Source organism: Paenibacillus sp. GQ49 (assembly GCF_059759055.1).
In genome coordinates, this window is the sequence record NZ_JCAXEL010000005.1 from 14,835 (window position 1) to 35,526 (window position 20,692).

At 44.9% G+C, this 20,692-nt stretch carries 17 protein-coding genes; 13 read left to right on the forward strand and 4 right to left on the reverse strand.

The window, feature by feature from the left end:
* Positions 1-16 precede the first annotated feature (16 nt).
* Positions 17-2,278, forward strand: coding sequence for a glycoside hydrolase family 3 N-terminal domain-containing protein (locus AC6CIF_RS11455; protein ID WP_498199710.1), 2,262 nt, complete (start codon positions 17-19; stop codon positions 2,276-2,278).
* 91 nt (positions 2,279-2,369) lie between these two features.
* On the opposite strand, the gene AC6CIF_RS11460 is transcribed toward AC6CIF_RS11455, so the two are convergent.
* Both AC6CIF_RS11460 and AC6CIF_RS11465 read right to left on the reverse strand, forming a co-directional pair.
* A complete protein-coding gene (locus AC6CIF_RS11460) occupies positions 2,370-3,014 on the reverse strand; it encodes a TetR/AcrR family transcriptional regulator (RefSeq protein WP_498199711.1) in 645 nt (214 codons plus the stop codon).
* On the reverse strand, positions 3,007-4,209 hold the full coding sequence (locus AC6CIF_RS11465; RefSeq protein ID WP_498199712.1) for an MFS transporter: 1,203 nt from the start codon (positions 4,207-4,209) through the stop codon (positions 3,007-3,009). Before AC6CIF_RS11465 ends, AC6CIF_RS11460 begins: the two co-directional genes overlap by 8 nt.
* Before the next feature lie 137 nt (positions 4,210-4,346).
* On the opposite strand from AC6CIF_RS11465, the gene AC6CIF_RS11470 reads away from it, so the two are divergent.
* From AC6CIF_RS11470 to AC6CIF_RS11485, 4 genes are all read left to right on the forward strand, one after another.
* Positions 4,347-4,769 carry a DUF3237 domain-containing protein gene (locus tag AC6CIF_RS11470; RefSeq protein WP_498199713.1) on the forward strand — a complete coding sequence of 141 codons (423 nt, stop codon included), beginning with the start codon at positions 4,347-4,349 and terminating at the stop codon, positions 4,767-4,769.
* Positions 4,770-5,011: 242 nt separating this feature from the next.
* Complete coding sequence (locus AC6CIF_RS11475) at positions 5,012-6,592, forward strand: histidine-type phosphatase (RefSeq protein ID WP_498199714.1); 1,581 nt, start codon at positions 5,012-5,014, stop codon at positions 6,590-6,592.
* Between the two features lie 185 nt (positions 6,593-6,777).
* Positions 6,778-7,269 carry an RNA polymerase sigma factor gene (locus tag AC6CIF_RS11480; RefSeq protein WP_036615805.1) on the forward strand — a complete coding sequence of 164 codons (492 nt, stop codon included), beginning with the start codon at positions 6,778-6,780 and terminating at the stop codon, positions 7,267-7,269.
* Positions 7,269-8,243 (forward strand): hypothetical protein, encoded by a 975-nt coding sequence (locus tag AC6CIF_RS11485; protein ID WP_498199715.1) that lies wholly within the window; start codon positions 7,269-7,271, stop codon positions 8,241-8,243. Before AC6CIF_RS11480 ends, AC6CIF_RS11485 begins: the two co-directional genes overlap by 1 nt.
* An 88-nt stretch (positions 8,244-8,331) precedes the next feature.
* On the opposite strand, the gene AC6CIF_RS11490 is transcribed toward AC6CIF_RS11485, so the two are convergent.
* Positions 8,332-8,898 carry a GNAT family N-acetyltransferase gene (locus tag AC6CIF_RS11490; RefSeq protein WP_498199716.1) on the reverse strand — a complete coding sequence of 189 codons (567 nt, stop codon included), beginning with the start codon at positions 8,896-8,898 and terminating at the stop codon, positions 8,332-8,334.
* Positions 8,899-8,928: 30 nt separating this feature from the next.
* Complete coding sequence (locus AC6CIF_RS11495) at positions 8,929-9,804, reverse strand: LysR family transcriptional regulator (protein ID WP_498199916.1); 876 nt, start codon at positions 9,802-9,804, stop codon at positions 8,929-8,931.
* Positions 9,805-9,913: 109 nt separating this feature from the next.
* On the opposite strand from AC6CIF_RS11495, the gene AC6CIF_RS11500 reads away from it, so the two are divergent.
* The 8 genes from AC6CIF_RS11500 to AC6CIF_RS11535 all read left to right on the forward strand — a co-directional run bounded on the left by AC6CIF_RS11500 (position 9,914) and on the right by AC6CIF_RS11535 (position 20,671).
* Positions 9,914-11,308, forward strand: coding sequence for an MFS transporter (locus AC6CIF_RS11500; protein ID WP_498199717.1), 1,395 nt, complete (start codon positions 9,914-9,916; stop codon positions 11,306-11,308).
* 332 nt (positions 11,309-11,640) lie between these two features.
* Complete coding sequence (locus AC6CIF_RS11505; RefSeq protein WP_498199718.1) at positions 11,641-13,005, forward strand: cytochrome ubiquinol oxidase subunit I; 1,365 nt, start codon at positions 11,641-11,643, stop codon at positions 13,003-13,005.
* Positions 13,005-14,018 (forward strand): cytochrome d ubiquinol oxidase subunit II, encoded by a 1,014-nt coding sequence (locus AC6CIF_RS11510; protein WP_339170232.1) that lies wholly within the window; start codon positions 13,005-13,007, stop codon positions 14,016-14,018. The genes AC6CIF_RS11505 and AC6CIF_RS11510 overlap by 1 nt, the downstream gene beginning before the upstream one ends.
* A gap of 14 nt (positions 14,019-14,032) precedes the next feature.
* A complete protein-coding gene (gene cydD, locus AC6CIF_RS11515; protein ID WP_498199719.1) occupies positions 14,033-15,856 on the forward strand; it encodes a thiol reductant ABC exporter subunit CydD in 1,824 nt (607 codons plus the stop codon).
* Positions 15,853-17,580, forward strand: a complete 1,728-nt coding sequence (gene cydC, locus AC6CIF_RS11520) for a thiol reductant ABC exporter subunit CydC (protein WP_498199720.1) — start codon at positions 15,853-15,855, stop codon at positions 17,578-17,580. Before cydD ends, cydC begins: the two co-directional genes overlap by 4 nt.
* Before the next feature lie 167 nt (positions 17,581-17,747).
* Positions 17,748-18,371, forward strand: a complete 624-nt coding sequence (locus tag AC6CIF_RS11525; protein WP_498199721.1) for a hypothetical protein — start codon at positions 17,748-17,750, stop codon at positions 18,369-18,371.
* A gap of 354 nt (positions 18,372-18,725) precedes the next feature.
* Positions 18,726-19,421, forward strand: a complete 696-nt coding sequence (locus AC6CIF_RS11530; RefSeq protein WP_498199722.1) for a response regulator transcription factor — start codon at positions 18,726-18,728, stop codon at positions 19,419-19,421.
* Positions 19,422-19,423: 2 nt separating this feature from the next.
* Positions 19,424-20,671 (forward strand): HAMP domain-containing sensor histidine kinase, encoded by a 1,248-nt coding sequence (locus AC6CIF_RS11535; protein WP_498199723.1) that lies wholly within the window; start codon positions 19,424-19,426, stop codon positions 20,669-20,671.
* Positions 20,672-20,692: the final 21 nt, after the last annotated feature.

The following is a 20,692-nucleotide window of genomic DNA, read 5'->3' on the forward strand; positions in this document are numbered from 1 at the left end:
AACAGGAGTGAAACAAATGCATGTAAAATGGATGACAATTATTGGTGCCGTTGTTGGCTCTATGCTTATAGGGGTGGGAACGGCAGCTGCGGAAGAAACGTTTGTTGATCTAAAGTATTCAAAGTGGGCAGAGGATGGCATCACGTATATGGCGAAACGGGGAACAGTAGCCGGATACGGCAATGGGATCTTCAAGCCAGAGGCACTTGTGACAAGGGCACAAGCTGTCACTTTTATGGTGCGCGAGCTCTATTCAGATCAGCTTCAAAGAGCAGTGGAAGGCACAACTTATTCCGATGTTCCAACTACACATCCTTTCCATCGAGAAATCATGATAGCTGCTAAAAATGGACTTGCGAGTGGTTTTCCTAACGGAACCTTCCGTCCGGACGCACCACTTAGCCGCGCAGAGACTGCGGCCTTCCTTACACGGGCTTATTCACTAGCGGAAGGTAAGAATTCTGCAAAATGGATAGATACGGACAGGCATTGGGCAGCGGCACCCATTCTTATTATGAGTTCAAACGGCTTGGTCGGTGGTTATTCAGATGCCACCTTCCGTCCAAATCAAGCTGTCACGCGTGCTGAATATGCCGTATTTATGGCGAGAGTAATTCGCTTCGAACGTGAAGCGGCCATTCGGACACAAGATTGGGATAAGCTGATATCCTATATGACGGTGAGCGAGCAAGTTGGTCAGATGCTTATGCCTGACATTAGGCAATGGAATGGTAAAGCGACAACGACCGTTAATGAGGGGCTGAAACGCACGATCCATGATCAGGACTTGGGCGGACTTATTCTTTTTGACAAAAATATTGTAGACATGACGCAGCTTACAACGTTCACACATGATATACAAAGAGAAGCAGGTGAAATTCCTCTATTTCTTAGCATCGACCAAGAAGGTGGCGTTATTAAGCGAATACCAGGCGGTACGAACCTGCCAGGTCAGATGGCGCTTGGTGCAACTGGAGATGCAAGACTAGCCGAAGCAGCTGGTCAGCTGACAGGGGAGGAGCTGAAGGCACTGGGATTGCAGATCAATTTTGCGCCAGTGCTGGACATCAACAGCAATCCAGATAACCCCATCATCGGTATACGGTCGTTTGGCTCGGATGCGGATTTGGTGACACGGCTTGGTCTGGCAACGATAAAAGGGCTACAGCAATCAGGGGTGATGGCGGCAGTTAAGCATTTTCCGGGACATGGAGATACAACGGTAGATTCCCATCTTGGTATGCCTGTGCTTGCCCATAACCGAGAACGGCTTGATGCGGTAGAATTAAAACCGTTTCGGGCTGCAATCAAAGATGGTGTAGAGATGATTATGACCGCACATATTGCTTTTCCTGCTATAGACAACGAACATGTCACTTCGCTCAAAGACGGTGAACGAGTGCCGATTCCTGCTACCTTATCAAAAAAAGTACTGACAGGACTTCTTCGCGGAGAGCTGGGATACGAAGGACTCATCGTGTCGGATGCCTTTACCATGAATGCAATTGCGGAGCATTTTGGGGAGAATCAATCGGTAGAACGCGCCGTTTCCGCAGGTGTTGATATCATCCTTATGCCAAAAGATTCAGCAGCGGCCCATCAAACGCTGGTGAACGCGGTGAACAATGGAACGATCAAGGATGAGACCATACATGCATCCGTGAAACGAATCTTGAAGATGAAAGCGAAATATGGTTTATTTGAACGCAGTCAAACTCTTGCGCAAAAGCTAACTCAGCTTAACGGTATCATCGGATCGAAGGCGCACCGAGCAGTGGAGCAGACAATCGCAGAGCGAGCGGTCACTGTACTCAGCAGTCGCGCAGGTGTGCTTCCTGATCCAATGAAGCAAGGCGACCGGGTTGTTATTGTTGCAGCCGAGCAGGAACAGGCAAAACAGCTTGAGAAACAATTGTTGCAAGCCGTTAATAATCTGTCGCTAAAGACTGAAATATCACTTGTTGGACAAGGAAAAATGAATGAAACGCTCCAGGCGATTGGCAAGGCGAATTATGTCATTCTTGCTTCTTACCAATTCCGCAATGTGGCCAGCCAGTTCGGATGGAGTGATTATCAAACCTTGATTGATGCGATGAACAAAAGTAATCAGCGATACACGCTATTGTCACTTGGTAACCCTTACGAGATGATCTATCTTCAGAACGTGCGCTCAGGGCTTGCTGTGTATGGTAAGCAGGAGCCAAATACGTCTGCCGGGATCAAAGTATTGCTTGGTCAACTGAAAGCTGGAGGACAATTGCCCGTACTAAAGGATTAACGCTTAATTAATGAAGAAAAAAACGGATTCCAGCATACGGAATCCGTTTTTTATTTCAAACTTTTGTTTTATCGATCCATCTACCATGCCATTACTCGGGTATTTCTTCGCTACAAACAAAATGAAGCAGCATCTTCACAAATTGCTCCGTCATCCGCATATCCAATGAATTATCATGAGCAGCACGAATAGTTACCATGCGTTGGAGCATGCCCATCATCGTTGTGAAGATAAACTGAGCCAGATCCAGCGGAGGAGATGGGTTCTTAATACTGCCGTCAACAGCGCCTTGGGATAAAGCGTCCATCAGGAAATGATTTTCTTTCCCGTTCTGGTTGAACTTATCATACTCTTCTCTTAATTCAGGGCTAAAATCATACATCTCATAGTTGATATCAAACAATTGAATAAACCGGATGTAGTCTGGATGATTCTCGGCATAAACAACCCATGCATTCAACATAACCGTGAGTTGTTCCCGCCCGTTCAAGTCCTTCGTTGAAGCACGGCTAACCTCATCCGTTAAATGTTCGATCAGTTGCATTTGAATGGCTAGAAGAAGCTCATCCATAGACTGAAAATGTTTATAAAAGGTCACTCTGCTAAGTTCAGCTTTCGTACATACATCCTTAATCTTCACCTGGAGCAATCCATATTTCAAAAAAAGCTCCTTACCTGCTGCAATCAAATCATCACGATGTTTATTTCCCAATTGTTGATGCCAGTTTTCATTCACTTGTATACAATTGTCCTTTCTTCGAACGAAATGCGTTCAAGGTCAGTCCGAGAGAAGCGAGCAGCATAATTGCACCAAAAATATACGGGAAGTTTATGTTTTTGTCAAACAATAGTCCTGCGATCAGCGGGCCAATCACCGTTCCGAGACTGGAAAAAGTAGTATTCAGACCGGATGCATAACCTTGCCGATCTCCTGCATTTTTGGATATTAACGTGCTGACCGAAGGTCGCAAAAACGAATTGAATGCAAAGAATAACGCAGAAGCGAACAACAGAAACACAAGGTTGACCTTAATTAACATTAACAATAAAGCTATGGGTGTGACTATTAAAGATAGACGTATCAACTTAACTTCACCGATTCTCTGTACGAACCAATCCAAAAGCCAGATCTGCACAACGATACCGATAATCGCGCCCAAAGTAATAATGATGGAGATTGTTGCAGCGTCGAATCCGTATTTTTGCTCTGCGAAAAGCGCGAATACTGTCTCATAACTCATGAGACCAAAGGTCAGGACAAGCAACACAATCAAGTATTTGAAATAGGGGACTTTAAAAGAACTCCAGATTTTCTTGCCCAAGTGATCTCCTTTTTGAAGACGGATGGAGACCGTTCTTTTCTCCGAGGGAAGTGTCTCAGGCAATAGCAACGTCATTAGGGCCGCAATCAGTCCCAGCCCCGCTGCGAAGAAATAGGGCATGCGAATGCCCATCTCGGCGATGAGACCGCCCAGACCAGGTCCCAGAACCATCCCCAAGTTCATAGCTGCGCCGAAATAGCCCATGCCTTTTGCACGTGTCTCTGGCGTTGTAATATCAGCGACATATGCGAGGTTGGCAGGAACCATTAAACCAAGACTGATTCCACCGATAAACCGTGCGACATAGAGGAACGGCAATGACGTCGACAGCGCAAATATGATATCTGAAATGACAGACAGAAACATACCTGCGATGATCAACTTTTTGCGTCCAAATCGATCAGACAGTTGCCCCCCAAGAGGTGAAAAGAAGAATTGAGCGGCACCAAAGGCGGCAACTAAAAATCCTGCTACTGTGCCTCCCGCATGAAAAAGCTTCAAATACTCCGGCAATATGGGGATGATCATCCCTTGCCCCAATAAAGCGATAAACAGATTTAACATCAGAATGAACAGTGGAAAGCGAACTGATTTTGGTAATGTACTCATGTACGTCATTAACTCCTTCATTTACAACTTGTTAACCTTTACATCGTGTAAACCATATTAAATGATTTAAAGGAAATATGTAAATCTTTTTTTTAGTGAGTAGAGTTATAATTGAATTCATATGGAGGTGGGAACACGTGATATTAGAGGAATTGTTTACGGTACATGTGAACATCGAAGAATCATTTGATTTGCAGAATAGCGAAGATGATTCGGTTGTTATGATTACTTTTACAGGCAGCGTAACCGGAAAGTACTTTGAAGGAATCGTGCTGGGTGGAGGAGTGGATACGCAGATCATCGGGAAGAATGGTGGTCCGCATACTCTATCGGCAAGATACATGCTCCAAGGAACCGACAACGCAGGTCATTCCTGCAAAATTTATATCGAAAATAACGGAAATATTGATAAAACGCTGAAAACTGCTTTATTTCGTACTTCCCCCAAAATGATTACAGACAGCAAAGCCTTATCCTTCTTGAACCGTGAGACACTTGTTGGAGAAGGTCATCCGACGGAGTCAGGGATTGATATAAAAATATATAGAAAACCGCTGTAACGCGGGGCAAATAGCAATTATCTTTTTATTGTATGGCAGAGAAGATAGCTTTTTTATAATGAAAAGTCAGAGTCGCTAAATAAAGCGGCTCTTTTTGTCGTATGAGACTTTACGTCAATATTTATATGTACTCTTTTACAATTAATTAACATAGGATGGATACGGCGCAGACACTTCTCACCTATAGTATGATGAGCGAAAATAAACCAATATCAGGCGGAATAAGGAGAAAACTAATCAATATGATGATCAAAAAAATCGGGATTTCAGTAGCATCACTCGCCATCTTAACGTCTGTAAGTGTGTTAGACGTATATGGCGCAGGCTCCAAACGCATGATCGAAGTTTCTGAACAATCGGCTAACGTGGTTGTGAACGGTCAAAGGGTGGAGGGCGAATCGTTTCTCTACAATGGAGTCACTTATGTACCTGCAAGAGCGATTGGGGAAGCCTTGGGGCAAGAGGTAGACTGGGATAACAACACCCAATCGGTGTTTGTTGGACAAAAAATGAACGATCAGCAGGGATACCGCGGTACCAAAACGCCATATCCTTTTAAGGAAACAAGTTATACAAAAGCTCCTAGTGGATATGAACCCATATTTATTAACTACATAGGGAGACATGGTTCCAGACATCTATCCAGTTCCAAGTACGACAAGACGTTATTTGAACTGCTCGACATCGCTGAAAAGGACGGGCAGATCACTAATCTGGGCAAAGAGCTGAAGAAGGAAATTGGCAATCTGATGAAGGTTGAAAAAGATCATTATGGATTGTTATCCACTACGGGTGGAGAAGAACTGAAAGGAATAGGGGCCAGAGTTGGGCAGAATTTCAAAGAACTATTTACATCGGATAAAAAAGTGATTGCTCAGGCAACCTTCAAAGATCGAACGCCACAGAGCAGAGATCAGTTTATTGACGGGTTAAAGGAAAGCTTGGGAGATAATAAGGTAGACATTCTGGCTTCAGCCTTTGAAGAAGGGAAAGACCCCTATCTACGGCCCTACGACTTGGCTACGAAGTATAACGAGTACGTAGAAGATGGGGACTGGGTTAAGTTATACGAGGATTATGTCACACAGAGCACTGGAACGCGTTATGCAAAAGAGGTCCTTCTGCAATTTTTCTCTGAAGACTTCTATCAGAGATTGAATTCTGGAGAGTTTGAATTGAAGGATGAGAAAGGAAAAGTGAAGCTCAGCAACCCAACCGAGGCTGCTTCTAATCTATATGAACTCTACATCATTTCTTCGAATATAAAAGGAGAAGGTGACTTCGAATTCGGGCGGTATTTCACGGCTAATCAGTTGAAATGGTACGAGAGCATTGACAATATCAATGATTTCTATGAAAAAGGTCCATCTTTAACGTCAACGGATCTGCCGCAGAATATCATTGCACCTCTGGTCAAAGAGTTGATCGTGTCTTCCGAACAGTCCATTCAGCAGAAAGACACGGCTGGTGTATTTCGTTTTGCTCATGCAGAAACCATTATTCCACTATCTTCATTCCTTGATATCGCCGGAGCTAATGTGAGTATCGACAAACCGCAGGATGTAACCAAAAACTGGAACGGCTCGGTCATCTCACCGATGGGAGCAAATATTCAATGGATTCTGTATTCCAATGGTAAGGATGTTCTCGTGAAAATGCTTAGAAATGAAGAAGAGATCGCGTTCCCGATTGAAACAAAGACCTATCCGTACTATAAATGGGAAGATGTAAAAGCATATTACCAAAACAAACTGCAGAAGGTAGGCGTAAGTTTGGACAGCAGTTTGGAAGACAATATCGAGCTTTTACAGAAGAATTTCTAGTTGGGGATACGATATGCATTTTATATGAAAATAAAGACGAAGATGAAGAAAGCAACTCCTCTCCATGGAGCTGCTTTCTTTTTTTGCATTTTGAATGAAATGGATCAATAAAAAAATCCTAAAACAAAATGTGACCAAATGCCGTCCGTAAGAGTGTTAGAGGTATAAAGGAGGGCATAACAACCATGCAGCGATCAGTGCCCCAGCTGGGCGATCATGTGATGAAAGTTTATGAGACATACGCAGATACGCTGTTCCGGATTGCCATGGTGCACCTCGGCAGACGGGAAGACGCGGAGGAAGCCACTCAGGATACCTTCATCAAACTAATAGAAAAAGCCCCTACGTTCAACGATGCGGAGCACCAGAAAGCATGGTTGATTCGGGTCATCACCAATCATTGCAAATCCTTATTAGGCAGAGGCTGGCGCAAACGGGAGGTCAAGCTGGAGGGAGTCGATCCTCTGACAACAGACAACCCTGAAGATCACGCGCTGATTGAACTTGTGCTGTCACTGCCCGTCAAGTATAGATCGGTGGTTCATCTGTATTATTACGAAGATTATCCGATCCGAGAAATCAGCGAGATCCTGGAGATTAGCGAATCAGCAGTGAAAATGAGATTAAAACGAGGAAGACAGCTGTTAAAACTGGAGCTGGAAGGAGAGGAACTGTAATGAACGAAGAACAATTCAAACAAAACTACAAGAAAGCGGTGGATCATATGAAAACAAACGAGCAAATGAAAAAACGGGTAGAGCAATCCTTAAACACGCAACATCAGGGACCAAAACGTCAACGTAAACCACTATACATTGCAGCAAGTGTTGTTATCGCTGCCAGCATTGGATTGGCTGCGCCAAGTGTATGGCAACAATTCAATGGGCCAGCCGAACCAACACCACAGGTGGCAGCGGTGACTCCAGGCGCGTCGGTTGACCCGATCGTGATTCCGAAGATGGAGTTGCCGAGTTCACAGGGCAAAGGCGCGATGGCTGATATGATGCAACTGGTTGTATATGGAGGAAGCGTATATACACAGTCCCCAACATTGCTTGAAGGTGCAAATGCACTCAGCCTGCGGGGGGATAAACTGGGTACCACCACTGGCGGCATTGATGAGCTGAGCGGCCAGGATAAATATACGGGGCTTGCTTCCAACATTGGCGAAGCTGACATCTATGCGGTTAATGGCTACGATAAGGACTTCCGCATCATGTCCTACACCGAGATTGATGGTCAGGTGTATGCTCAGTTATTCGACAAGAACAACGAGATCACTATTGGTACTGGTGCCGACCTGATCGGCAAGCTTCATATAGAAGGCAACATCGCCTCGGCGCAATGGGAGACGTTCGACAGCTGGAACAACGGATTGCAGCAGCTTCAGCCGTTAGCAGCAACGGACGGATCGCTGGATAGCTTTATCTCATCGCTGAACGCTGCCAAACCGATCGCAACGAGCCCGGAGTTGGAAGAGAGCCTCTACGGCAAGGAAGATCGCAAGATCATCTATCTCACGCTGGAAGACAAAACGCAGGTCCCACTGGTTCTGTTCGGTGAAGGTCTGGTTCGTTATGGTAATGTTCCGGCATTCCTGGAAGTGGAGAAAGGCGCGTTCCAATCATTCTGGGACAGCTTGGGCGAGTAAGGCGAAGACAGTAATATGGCTGTACCAAGAAGAGCGAACAGGGCACGCAAGTGCTTTGTTCGCTTTTTTAATTATCGGTGAGATTAGATTAATTAGAATTTTTGTAATACACCAAGTGATCGGTCCATTCATTATTTTCGTGTATAAACCCTTTACGTAGACATTCAAATTCCATACCAACACTCTCTGCTAGTTTCATGGAAGGGGTGTTATCCACATTAATATGAGCTTCTATGCGGTGAAATTTCAGATGTTCGAATGCAATATGAAGTGCTCCATTCACTGCTTCTTTCCCATAACCTTTTCGCCAATACTGATTATGGATCGTGTATCCGAAACTTCCCCATTGAAAATCATCTCTTGCCAAGGTAGCAATATCAATCATACCCAGATGTGTACCATCTTGCTTTCTAAACACACCAAATACATAAACCGCATCTGTACGCGCTAACTCCTGGTGTCGATCTACCAGATCATGAAACCAATCCAGCGTACATTCACTCATATCCATTTTCCCTTTATCATGGCGGTGTTGGGAGGGCAAGCGGTTTTCAAACTCATTCAACCAATTTTCATAGTCGTCTTTCTGTAATGGTCGGATGACTAGCCGTTCTGTCTCTGAAATATGATCAAATTTTTCTGCTTTTAATATCAAAATGACATCTCCTTTGGATTGAATTTATGCTCATGGCATAGCACTGAAATAGTCCATAACCACGCTGCGAAACTCTAAAGCGGCTTTGGAAATATACCTGTTTTTGTGCGAAAGTAGAGCGATTTCCCGAACGAGTCTGTGTTCCTCTACCTGAAGATATCTAATGCGCTCATGCGGGTTTCTGGCTGTGCTAGGTATAAATGCTAGACCGATCTCCGCTTCAACAAGGGCTGTTAATCTTGCAGGCTCATCACCTTCATACACATACTTCGGTAGGAAACCAGCGGATTGACATACGGAATCTACCATATCACGAACCCCATACCCTTGCTTCACCCCAACAAACCGCTCGTCCTTAAGCTCGGTTAATTGAATGCTGCTTTGGTCTGCATATTGATGACCCATAGGAACAGCGACTACAATCGGGTCGTCATATAGTATCTGACATTCGATATCGTCACCTTCAATCGGAGGGGAGGAGAGACAAAAGTCCACCTCGCCCCGATGTAGGAGTCTGGACATGTTTTCTAACGAAACCATTTGCACATGGAACTGAATATCCGGCTTGTTTTTCCGGAATTCCCGCAGTATATCTGGCAATGTGCTCGCCGTAGTCACCGCCAATTGCAGTGTACCCTGATCCGGATTGGAGAGGTCAGCAATTTCCCGCTTTCCTTGTTCCAATTCAAATAAGGCTTTTTCAGTTCGCTGAAGAAATGTTCTTCCAAAGTCGTTTAATCGCAGCTTTCTCCCGATTCGATCAAATAAAGGGACTCCCAGGTCGTCCTCTAATCGTTGTATCGTTTTGCTCAGGGAGGATTGCGTGACATGCAGCTTTCCCGCAGCTTCCGTAACATGTTCGCATCGGGCCACCGTTAGGAAATATTTTAGTTGAAGAAGCTCCATTTGCACCATTCCTTCATTCCTTCTAGTTCATCAAATCATAACATATAATGCGTTGGAATAAATGAATAGGTTCAAGTAAGATAACAGCAGAAGAGAGAGAGGTGCACCAATGAACGTTCGAAATAAAGGATTGATGTTAGCTGTTGGACTTGGAATTATGTTGAATCCGTTGAATTCCTCCATGATTTCGGTGGCAATCTCCAGGCTACAACAAGTGTATCAACTTAATTTTACAGCCGTTTCGTGGATTATTTTATCATTTTACATTGCCAGTGCTGTCGCTCAACCCGTTATGGGCAAGTGTAGTGATTTGTTTGGCCGCAGGAAGATCTTCCTCATGGGTCTTGTTATTGTTTTTGTATCGTCCATGCTAGCTCCGTGGTCTCCCAGTTTTTCGTGGCTCATCGTATTCCGGATCGTTCAATCGATTGGCACAAGCATGATGGTGGCCGTTGGAATGGCGATTGTCAGAATGAACGTGACTGAAAAACAAGCCTCCGCCTTGTCCACCTTGGCTATATTCCTTTCAGGAGCGGCTGCAGTTGGACCTTTTATTGGTGGAGTATTGATTCATTGGTGGGACTGGCAGAGCATATTCTTCGTTAATATTCCGTTTGTCATGGCAAGCTTTTGGTTCGCCTGGAAAACAATCCCGAAGGAAGAGCAATCTCCGTCTATCTCTGGTCACAAGTCCATTCGGCAAGGGCTTGCGTTAATTGACGCACCAGGTATCCTGATGTTTACGGTAGCTTTGGTGACTCTGCTCATCGGTTTACTTTCAGTAAGTTCCACAGGAGATATTTCAACATGGCATCTGCTGACAGGGGGGATCGGGTTAATCACACTCGTCATGTTCATCCGACATGAACTAAAAGCAGCCACGCCTTTTATCCCTCTGCGAACGTTTGCCTCATATCCCGAGATGACTTGGGTGAATGTGCAATACATGCTGGTGAACATCCTGTTTTACGCACTTTTTTTTGGAGTTCCTACGTTTTTGAAGCAGGTACGACATCTCAACGAAGTTCATACAGGAATAAGCATGTTAGCTTTGGGGTTATGTTCAGTCATTATTGCTCCGATCGCAGGGCGCTGGATTGACAAATCAGGATCACGGCCAGCTCTGATTGTATCCGCTTCTTTAATGACATTTGGCTCTATATTGATCGTTATTATGAACGAAACTTCTCCAATCTTCATTGTCATTGTTGCCTTAGCTTTATTTGGAATAGGTAACGGCCTAAACGCGGTCGGCATGCAAGCTGCTCTGTTCAAAAGCACACCCAAAGAAATGATCGGAGTCGCATCGGGTATTTTTAATACATCACGCTACCTGGGGACCATTTTATCGTCGTTATTGATTGGTATTGTTATGGGAGATACATTCAATGTGACAGGATTTCAGATGCTTGGAATCATCCTTACGGTATTAGCTGCATCACTGATCATCATGAGCGTACGTCGTGAGGCAGGTGCGGTGAGTCCGGAGCAAGTAAGCAAGTAAAATAGCGAATCTGCCGTGCAATAACACGTTTACACCCAATGAATCAATAGCTCCATTGGGTGTATTTTTTGTTTTTCACCAAGTTGTCAGAAAGAGTTGATCCTTTCTTGAACGTTTAGGGTAGAAGACGTGTCTTTGATTGAATTAGGTAAAAATAAAGATATAATAATTTTGATTAATAGGCTTGGTTAGTACTTTAAGTGCATCAAGGTGTGGCAAGATATCGTCATACCTAACTTTGTGAAATTTTTCGCAACTCTGCATTGAGCTTGGCCAAAGCTGATATTGAATGTTTCTAAATTGAACAGAGTTTGAAGGAGGCAACACAAAGAATGGCTATTGATACGGTTTTATGGAGCAGGCTAGTGACTGGTTTGACGCTCGGGTTCCACGTGATTTTTGCAACGCTTGGTGTCGGCGTACCTTTGATGATTGCTATTGCAGAGTTCATCGGCATTCGGAAGAAGGATCACCATTACATACTTATGGCAAAGAGGTGGTCCAGAGGGTTCGTCATATCTGTGGCTGTTGGTGTTGTGACAGGTACAGCGATATCACTGCAGTTGGCCTTGGTATGGCCGAATTTTATGAAACTGGCCGGGAATGTCATTGCACTGCCACTATTTATGGAAGTATTTGCATTCTTTTTTGAAGCTATCTTCCTGGGAATTTACTTGTACACGTGGGATCGGTTCAAAAATCCGTATATCCACTGGTTGCTAACTATTCCGATTGTCGCCGGGGCAGGCATGTCTGCTGTTTTTATTACAACAGTGAACGGATTCATGAACCAGCCTGAAGGTTTTGTCATGGAAGCAGGTCAATTCATGGCAGTGAACCCCGTGCAAGCGATGCTGAATACGGCGACGTTCTCCAAAGTGTTCCATGTATTAAGCTCGGCTTATCTGACAGGAGCTGCCCTGTTAGCAGGAATAGCAGCCTTTGCGATGCTGAGAAAAGGAGTGTCAGCCTACCACAAAAAAGGCTTGAATCTCATGATGGCCGTTGTGCTGGTATTCAGTTTATTAAATTCCTTAGCTGGAGACGTATCTGCCAAGTTTTTGGCTGAGCATCAGCCGGAGAAGCTCGCAGCTGCCGAGTGGCATTTCGAGACGGAAAGCGGCGCGGATTTGATTTTTTTGGGATGGCTGAATGCAGAACATGAAATTATAGGCGCTCTTCATTTGCCGAAACTGCTCAGTTTCCTTGCCTTTGGAGACTTTAACGCCGAGGTAACCGGGCTGAACGAATTTCCACCAGATGAACACCCGCCCTTACTTGTGCATTATTTGTTTGATCTAATGGCTGGTATTGGATTCGCTCTGCTTGGTATATCAAGTCTGTACTTCCTGTTTGTATTCTGGAAGAAACGTAATCAGTTTAACAAGTGGATGCTTCGTATGGTTGCACTCAGTGCACCGCTTGCTTTTCTGGCCGTTGAGATGGGCTGGTTCTATGCAGAGATCGGGCGGCAGCCATGGATCATCCGAGGTTATATGCGAGTGGAAGAGGCAGCTACTTCTTCACCGAGTGTGAGAATTTTATTTTTCGTGTTCTTGCTTCTATACATCGTGCTCGGCGTCATCTGTGTTCTCGTATTGAGACGTCTGTTCAATAATAATCCTGCTGAGCTTGAGATGGAGAAATGGTTGAAAGAGAAGCATGATCAATCAGCCAAGAAAGGGGATCAGGCCTGATGAGTTATGAATTGATTGGTATATCCGTACTCTGGCTGTTCTTGTATGGCTATCTTATTGTAGCTTCCATTGATTTTGGAGCAGGTTTCTTCGCCTTTTATGCACGCCTGACAAAGCAGGATCACCTGATTAATCGTCTGATCTCCCGTTATCTATCACCTGTCTGGGAGATCACCAATGTATTTTTTGTCTTTTTCTATATTGGCATCGTTGGATTCTTTCCGGATACTGCTTACTATTATGGCTCCGCGCTGCTTGTTCCGGGAAGTATTGCCGTCATTTTACTTGCCATTCGTGGTTCATTCTATGCTTTCGAAAATTATGGTTCCAAAAAAAGTATCGTGTATTTGTTCTTATACGGAGCTACCGGGTTGCTTATTCCAGCCTCATTGTCAGTGGCACTGACCCTGTCTGAAGGTGGCTTTATTTTGAAGCAGGGAGATACCGTTTCTCTAGATTACTGGGCACTATTTACGAATCCATTATCGTGGAGCATCGTTGGTCTAGCCATCGTGTCCGTATTGTTCATTAGCGGTTCATTTCTCACATTTTACGCTTCTCGGGCAGAGGATCATTCGGCATTAAAGCTAATGCGGAACTATGCTTTGTTCTGGAGCACACCGACCATTATTCTCGCGCTGACTGCATTTATATATTTAGGTCAACACAATGAGCGTCATTTTCAAAATATGATGGATTTATGGTGGCTGCTGGCGCTTTCCGTTGCATTTTTCATGATTGCCATGTGGCTTTTATATAACGGACGCCGTTACGGTTTAGCTTTTATATGTATCATGCTGCAATTTTTCACAGCCTTTTTCGCCTACGGAATTGGTCAATATCCTTACATTCTTGATCCATACATCACCATTCAGAGCAGCGCCACATCACCTGCAATGGGCTTTGCACTCGTCGTTGTGTTTATCGGTGGACTGTGCCTGTTAATTCCTTCTCTGATTCTGGTCTTCAAACTGTTCCTGTTTGATGCGGATTATGTGAAAGGGAAAAAATAAAGGAGGAGCGTTCAATGAAAAGGAGAGCCAAATCCAATCTGATCTCGCAGCAAATGTCTTTACAACGAAAAAACAGGCTTCTCCTTGCGATCATATCGCTGGCGCTTGGTGTAGCTATAATAAGCCAGGCCACCTTGGTGGCTGAAGCAGTCCAGCGAATCTTTGTAGAGAAAGCTTCCTTTTCATCCGTGGTTCTGTTACTGGGCCTATTGCTGGCTGTCATGGCTGTACGTGCACTATTGTCGTATGGAAACGGGAAAGTGGGCTTGCATATGGCAGCACGCGCCAAGACGAATATGCGAGCATCTGTATTGCAGAAGCTGACCCGCGCTTCCATGCCTTCAACCCTGAGTGGACAGACGGGAGGAAAGGTCAGTGTTGCTTTGGATGCTGTGGATGAAGCCGACAGTTATTTCAGTCAATATATGCCTCGAATGATGGAAGCCGCGATGATCCCGATTCTGATTCTGGTTGTTACATTTACGCAGCACGCCAACACAGGCTGGATTATGCTATTCACGGCACCGTTTATCCCGCTGTTCATGATTTTGGTTGGGCTCCAGACAAAGAACAAATCAGAAGAAAAATATGCGCAACTTGCCGAGTTTTCCGGTACGTTTCTTGATTCGCTTCAAGGGCTGGTTACGTTGAAAATATTCGGACGGGCTAAACGTCAGCAGCAGGAGATTGAACGCAGCAGTCTGGGGTATCGTGATGCCACCATGGGCATTTTGAAAATTGCCTTTACAAATACGTTTATACTGGAATCGATCGTGATGTTGAGCATTGGTATTGTTGCGCTTGAACTGGCTATTCAGTTACTTGTGTTCAAATCGATGAGCTTTCATACGGCCTTTCTTGTGTTGTTACTCGTGCCCGAGTTCTACAGTCTGTTGAAGAATACGGGAACGGCTTTTCACAGCGGTCGAACCAGTATGGGGGCGATTCGCAAGGTGGAACAGATGCTTGCGGACACTAGTGTCAAGAGCACACAAACGAAGCCTGAAGAAGGACCAGATCAAAGCGAATTAACCGATGTCGATGCAATTGCACAGACAGAAGAGCTTCGTACAGCTCGTGCCGAGTTGATAACAATGCCACCAACCATTGAACTGAATGATGTCCGATTCCAGTACACACCTGATTCCTTTGGACTTGAGACAGGACAGATCTCAATTGGACCAGGAGAACAGATTGCTATTGTAGGCAAAAGTGGCTCAGGTAAAACCACACTGCTTCATCTCATTGCTGGTTTGCTGAAACCAGATTCGGGAGCGGTTCTGGTTAACGGAAGCCAGCTTTCGCAACATGATGAGACTGCATGGTTCGAACGTGTTAGCTACATTACACAGCATCCGTATATTTTTGCAGGTACATTTGCCGAAAATATCGCGATTGGCGCGGGTCGGAACGTCTCCAGAGTTGAAATTGAGCAGGCAGCAGAGGAAGCAGGACTTGCTGGCGTTGTTGCACAATTGGAGCAGGGACTGGACACGTTTGTTGGTGAAGGTGGCCGGGGGTTGTCTGGTGGGGAAAAGCAAAGACTTGCCTTGGCACGTGCTTTTCTGAAGCGACCAGCCGTCATTCTGTTCGATGAACCCACCGTAGGTCTGGATTTGCACACCGAGCGGGTACTGCAACAATCCATTGCGGCATTAGCCAAAACGGCAACGATGATTACCGTGGCACACCGTTTATATACAATTCAACATGCAGACAACATTTTGTTTATGGACAATGGGGTGTTGGTGGATTCAGGACATCATAAAGCGCTTCTGGCGCGCCTGCCTCAATATGCGGAGATGGTGAATGTACAACGGAAAGGAGGGTTAGCATGAATGAGCTGACGATTCTGTCAAAAGCGATGATTCAGGAGCGCAAGGATATCTTGCTTTCGATATTGGGCGGATTTATCGCCGGCATAGCAGGTGTAGCTCTCTTTTCCGCGAGTGGCTATATGATATCGCAAACGGTATTTGCGCCACCGCTGTACACCTTAATTGTACTCACTTCCATGGTCAAACTACTTGGTTTCCTTCGAGCGGCAAGTCGTTACGGAGAACGCTTGTATTCCCACAGGGCGACATTCTCCATGCTGAGCCGCTTGCGGACGTCCTTTTTTGCCAAACTGATCCCGGTAACGCCAGGTATATTGAACAAAAACCGAAGCGGGGATCTGCTTGCACGGATTGTAGGTGATGTGGAAAGCTTGCAAAATTACTTTTTGCGGGTCGCGTATCCACCCATCATGGTTGTTATGGTGTTTTTGGCTACCATGCTGTTCACTTCGGCCTTTTCGATCTGGATTGCGTGTTTGTTAGTACTAGGTATGCTGATCACAGCATTTGTTGTACCGGGTATTGTCTTGTTGGGTCAGCGAAAAATACATGGACGTGTTCGTCAGCAACGGGCTGTACTGTCCACGGAAGTAACCGAAGTGTTGTATGGTTTCAGGGATTTGAAAGTATACGGCCAATTGGAACAGCGCGAGCAGCAGCTTCAGCAGGCTTCCGCTGCATTGGCAACGGAACAGAAACAAGCCGCTTCGCACCTGCTACGCGGGCAATCTATGCACGTTTTTGTGACGTATCTTGTTACATGGGGTGTGTTAGCACTCAGCGCCTTTTTAATTGTGAATGGAGCGTTTGCCGGTGTATTCCTCGCCATGCTGATCCTTGCCACGCAGACCGTGTTCGAAGAAGCTGCCGCAATGGCTATATTGCCTCTATATAAGCAGGACAGCGAACACGCCGCTCAGCGACTGGTGGAAACAGTGCCAACCTCCGATGTACAACTTGTACAGTCAAGCGGTGAAGTGTCAGCCGATCAGGCGGTTTCGATTGACCTATCCGGTGTTAACTTCCAATATGAAGGGGAATGGAGACCGGCGCTGAGGGAACTATCCCTGCAACTTGAAGCAGGCTCCAAAACAGCGATTGTCGGGCCGAGCGGGTCAGGCAAGTCAACGATTATCGATTTGTTAATCAAGCTACGTGCACCAACGTCTGGCGATATACGATTAAACGATGTTCCAGTGCAGGAACTGAATGAAGAGAGCATATGGCAAAGGGCAAATGTTGTGTTGCAGCAAAGTCATTTTTTCCGGGGAACCATCCGGGACAACCTGTTGCTGAATGGAGAAGGACATTCAGATGAACAACTGTTGGCTGTGCTGGATAAAGTCCAACTGCCGAATAAGTTGTTGACCGACATGGTGTATGAAAAAGGGGAAAACCTGTCGGATGGCGAGAAGCAGCGGCTGGCTCTCGCACGGGCCATGCTGCGCAAAGGACGGTTATGGCTTCTGGACGAACCGACGTCTTCACTGGATTACGTCACAGAACAACGTGTATTGCAGCATCTTCTGGCACAGGCATCCGAAGATACACTTCTCCTGATCTGCCATCGGCTGACGGGATTGGAAGAGATGGATCGGATTGTGGTCATGGACCAAGGCAAGATTGTAGAATCAGGTTCCTTCTCCGAGCTGATGGAGCAAAAAGGTTATTTTTATGAAATGAAACAAATTGAACGACAAATGATTGGAGACGTCGGGGCGTGAGAATCTAGTCTATTGAGTAGGCAGTCCTGCCGGTTGTCGTTAATGAAGAAAATTTCAATAAATCAATTTTTATAAATTTAACTAAACCCCAGAGGATGCAGTGCATAGACTCCTTGGGGTTTGTTTTGATATAATAGTTTTTTTTGTGTCTATGAAGGAGGTGGATGATGGGAAAATATAAGTGGGATATTGTTTTTTATTTGGCCATATTTTTAATTGTTGTGTACATGAAGATGAATGACCAATCTCTGTTTTGGATACTTGGGGTTGTTCTCACCGCTACTCTGATCATGTTAACCATTCGTATTTTTTATCCTCTGGGTTGGGAAACACGCATGGACCGCGTCGAGGCTTTTCTACGCAGACAGGAGAATACCCCAAAGCTTTATATCTATTACGCTCTTGCAAACAGACTTGATGATGAATTGGAACACACAATAGAGCGCATCAGAAATGAGGACACAAATAAAAGGACACAAGCAGTATATAATGCAGCTTACGGCTCCTATCGCAACGACGTGGTAGCTGTTCGTACGGCGGTGCAGAATATGCGTAGATCGGATTATCGTACATATTATGAAACGTATTTGCTTATGGAAGAAGGAAGAAGTGAGCAGGCGAGGGAACACTTGAAATCCATTAACAAGGTCTGGATGAGATCTTCGCTTCTTGCAGCGATCGAACTAAAAGCGGGACAACGCGAAACTGCGATTCAGCTATTACAAGAAGCAATGCATGCTGTCAGAGGTGTCCATCGTTATATGATATTTAAGGAATCAGAGAGATACTAAACGGTGAACAACAATCTTTCTTGGCATATAGTACAACTGACACGGATAAAAGCTTGTTCCACATAGGAGCAGGCTTTTATCTTTGGTATTAAAGGAAGGACAGGAAGGACAAGAGTATACTGAGGCGCTAAACTGTTCGGCTGAACGGAGAACACCCGAATTAAAATGTACCCTAACCAGTTAGCCTGTTTAAGGAAAATCTTAAACTTGTATACTGGTGAAGATAGCCTCATTGAACATCCAATTAATCATAATGTTATAGCGTAGAAACTCGAATGATGTATAATGACGCAGGAACTCTATAATCAAATTGAAATAAATACAAATTCAAAATAGCATGAGCTGAGGTGTACGATGAATCGCTTATTACTTGTCGAAGATGATGAAAATCTGGTGTTTGGTATGCAGTATACACTGTCCAATGAAGGATATGAGGTTGTGGTGGCGGGTAGCTTGGAAGAAGCCAGACAGGCACTGCAGGCAAAGTCGATCGATCTGATTCTGTTGGATGTCACTTTGCCTGATGGATCGGGATATCAACTATGCAGTGAGATTCGGGTAACGTCGCAAGTGCCCATTATCTTTTTGACAGCTTTGGATGAGGAAGCAAACGTAGTCGCAGGGCTTGATCTCGGAGCAGATGACTATGTAACCAAGCCTGTTCGAACCAAAGAACTTATTTCACGAATTAAAGCTGTATTACGACGTAACAACAAGGGAAAACAAGAAGTAAGCTTATGGATATCCGATAACATCCAGGTGCGTATTTTAGAAGGAACTGTACTCAAAAACAATAGTGAAATTACACTGACGGCGCTTGAATATCGACTACTATTGATGTTGATCTCTCATCCGAAGCAGATATGCAGCAGAAGTTCGATTCTGAATCATCTCTGGGATCTCTCGGGCGACTTCATTGATGATAATACGCTCTCTGTCCATATCCGCAGGTTAAGAGAGAAAGTCGAAGATATTCCTGCAGCACCACAATATATCGTAACTGTTCGGGGGATCGGATATAAATGGAACGTGGAAGTTATAGGGAAATGAACATGATCGAAGTTTTGCGAAATCCAGAGTGGAAATCCATCGCCATTAAAGTCCTTGCTATGCAAGTTCTTTTGTCGTTTTTGATGTTTTTATACATGCACCATCAAGTTGATAGCATCAACACAACTATAGTGAATCAGAATAGCGCCCTGATCGGACATCTGTTGATGAAAGATCCCCAGTTGGAGAATGAGGTGATTCACTTTGTTACCCAAGGTGCCCAGGCCGATGAACTTGCTGAGGGGCAACGTATCCTTGCACAATACGGATATCAGGCGGGTATGTCTTTAGAAGATCAGCCGGCTCTTTCAGGACTAGCATTACCCTTAAAAACAGCGACTCAAGTATTGTTGTTCCTGATCCCACTCATGGTGTTGCTTCTGTGGGAGTATCGTAAATTTTTTGTAAAAATCAGAACGATTTCTCATGCAGCGGAGCAGGTTGTGGAACAGCAATTCGATAAAAAACTGCCTGAGACGGAGGATGGAGACTTCGGCTCACTTGGCCGGAGCTTCAATGCGATGGCTGGAAGACTAACTAACAGCCTGGAGCTACTCCAGCAGGAAAAAACCTTTCTGCGCAATCTGTTATCCGACATTTCCCACCAGCTCAAAACACCCCTGTCTTCGCTGATTGTGTTCAATGAAAATCTGCTGAATGATTCCGGGATGAAAGAAGAAATGAGAATGACGTTTCTGGAACGAAGTCGGCAACAGCTTGATCGAATGGAATGGCTCATCATCAGCCTGCTGAAGCTGGCACGGGTCGAAGCGGGAGCTATTGGATTTCGAAAAGAAAGGATCGAGCTAAGGGAGATGGTGGAGAGCGCTGTCTATTCACTTCGAACGGTAGCAGACCAGAAACGGCAGACGATCTCCATCCTCGGTAGTGAAAATGCGTTTGTACAAGCAGATGAAGAATGGCTTAAGGAAGCTGTCATGAATTTGATAAAAAATGCACTGGAACACACCCCACCAGAGGGGGAGGTTCGAATCCATTTGGAGGAAAATGCACTGTTTGATACAATTATTATTCAGGACAACGGCGAAGGTATTCATCCCGATGATATGCCTCACATTTTCAAGCGATTCTATAAAGGCAAGAACCATAACAAGCCCAACAGTATCGGCATTGGTCTGGCTTTGACCAAATCGATCATTGAGGAACAACACGGGATCATAACGGTGGAGAGTGTGCCTCAAGAAGGGACAACATTCAGAATTTCGTTTTTCAAAAAAGAGTGGACTTAAGAAGAAGCTTACGATAATGTA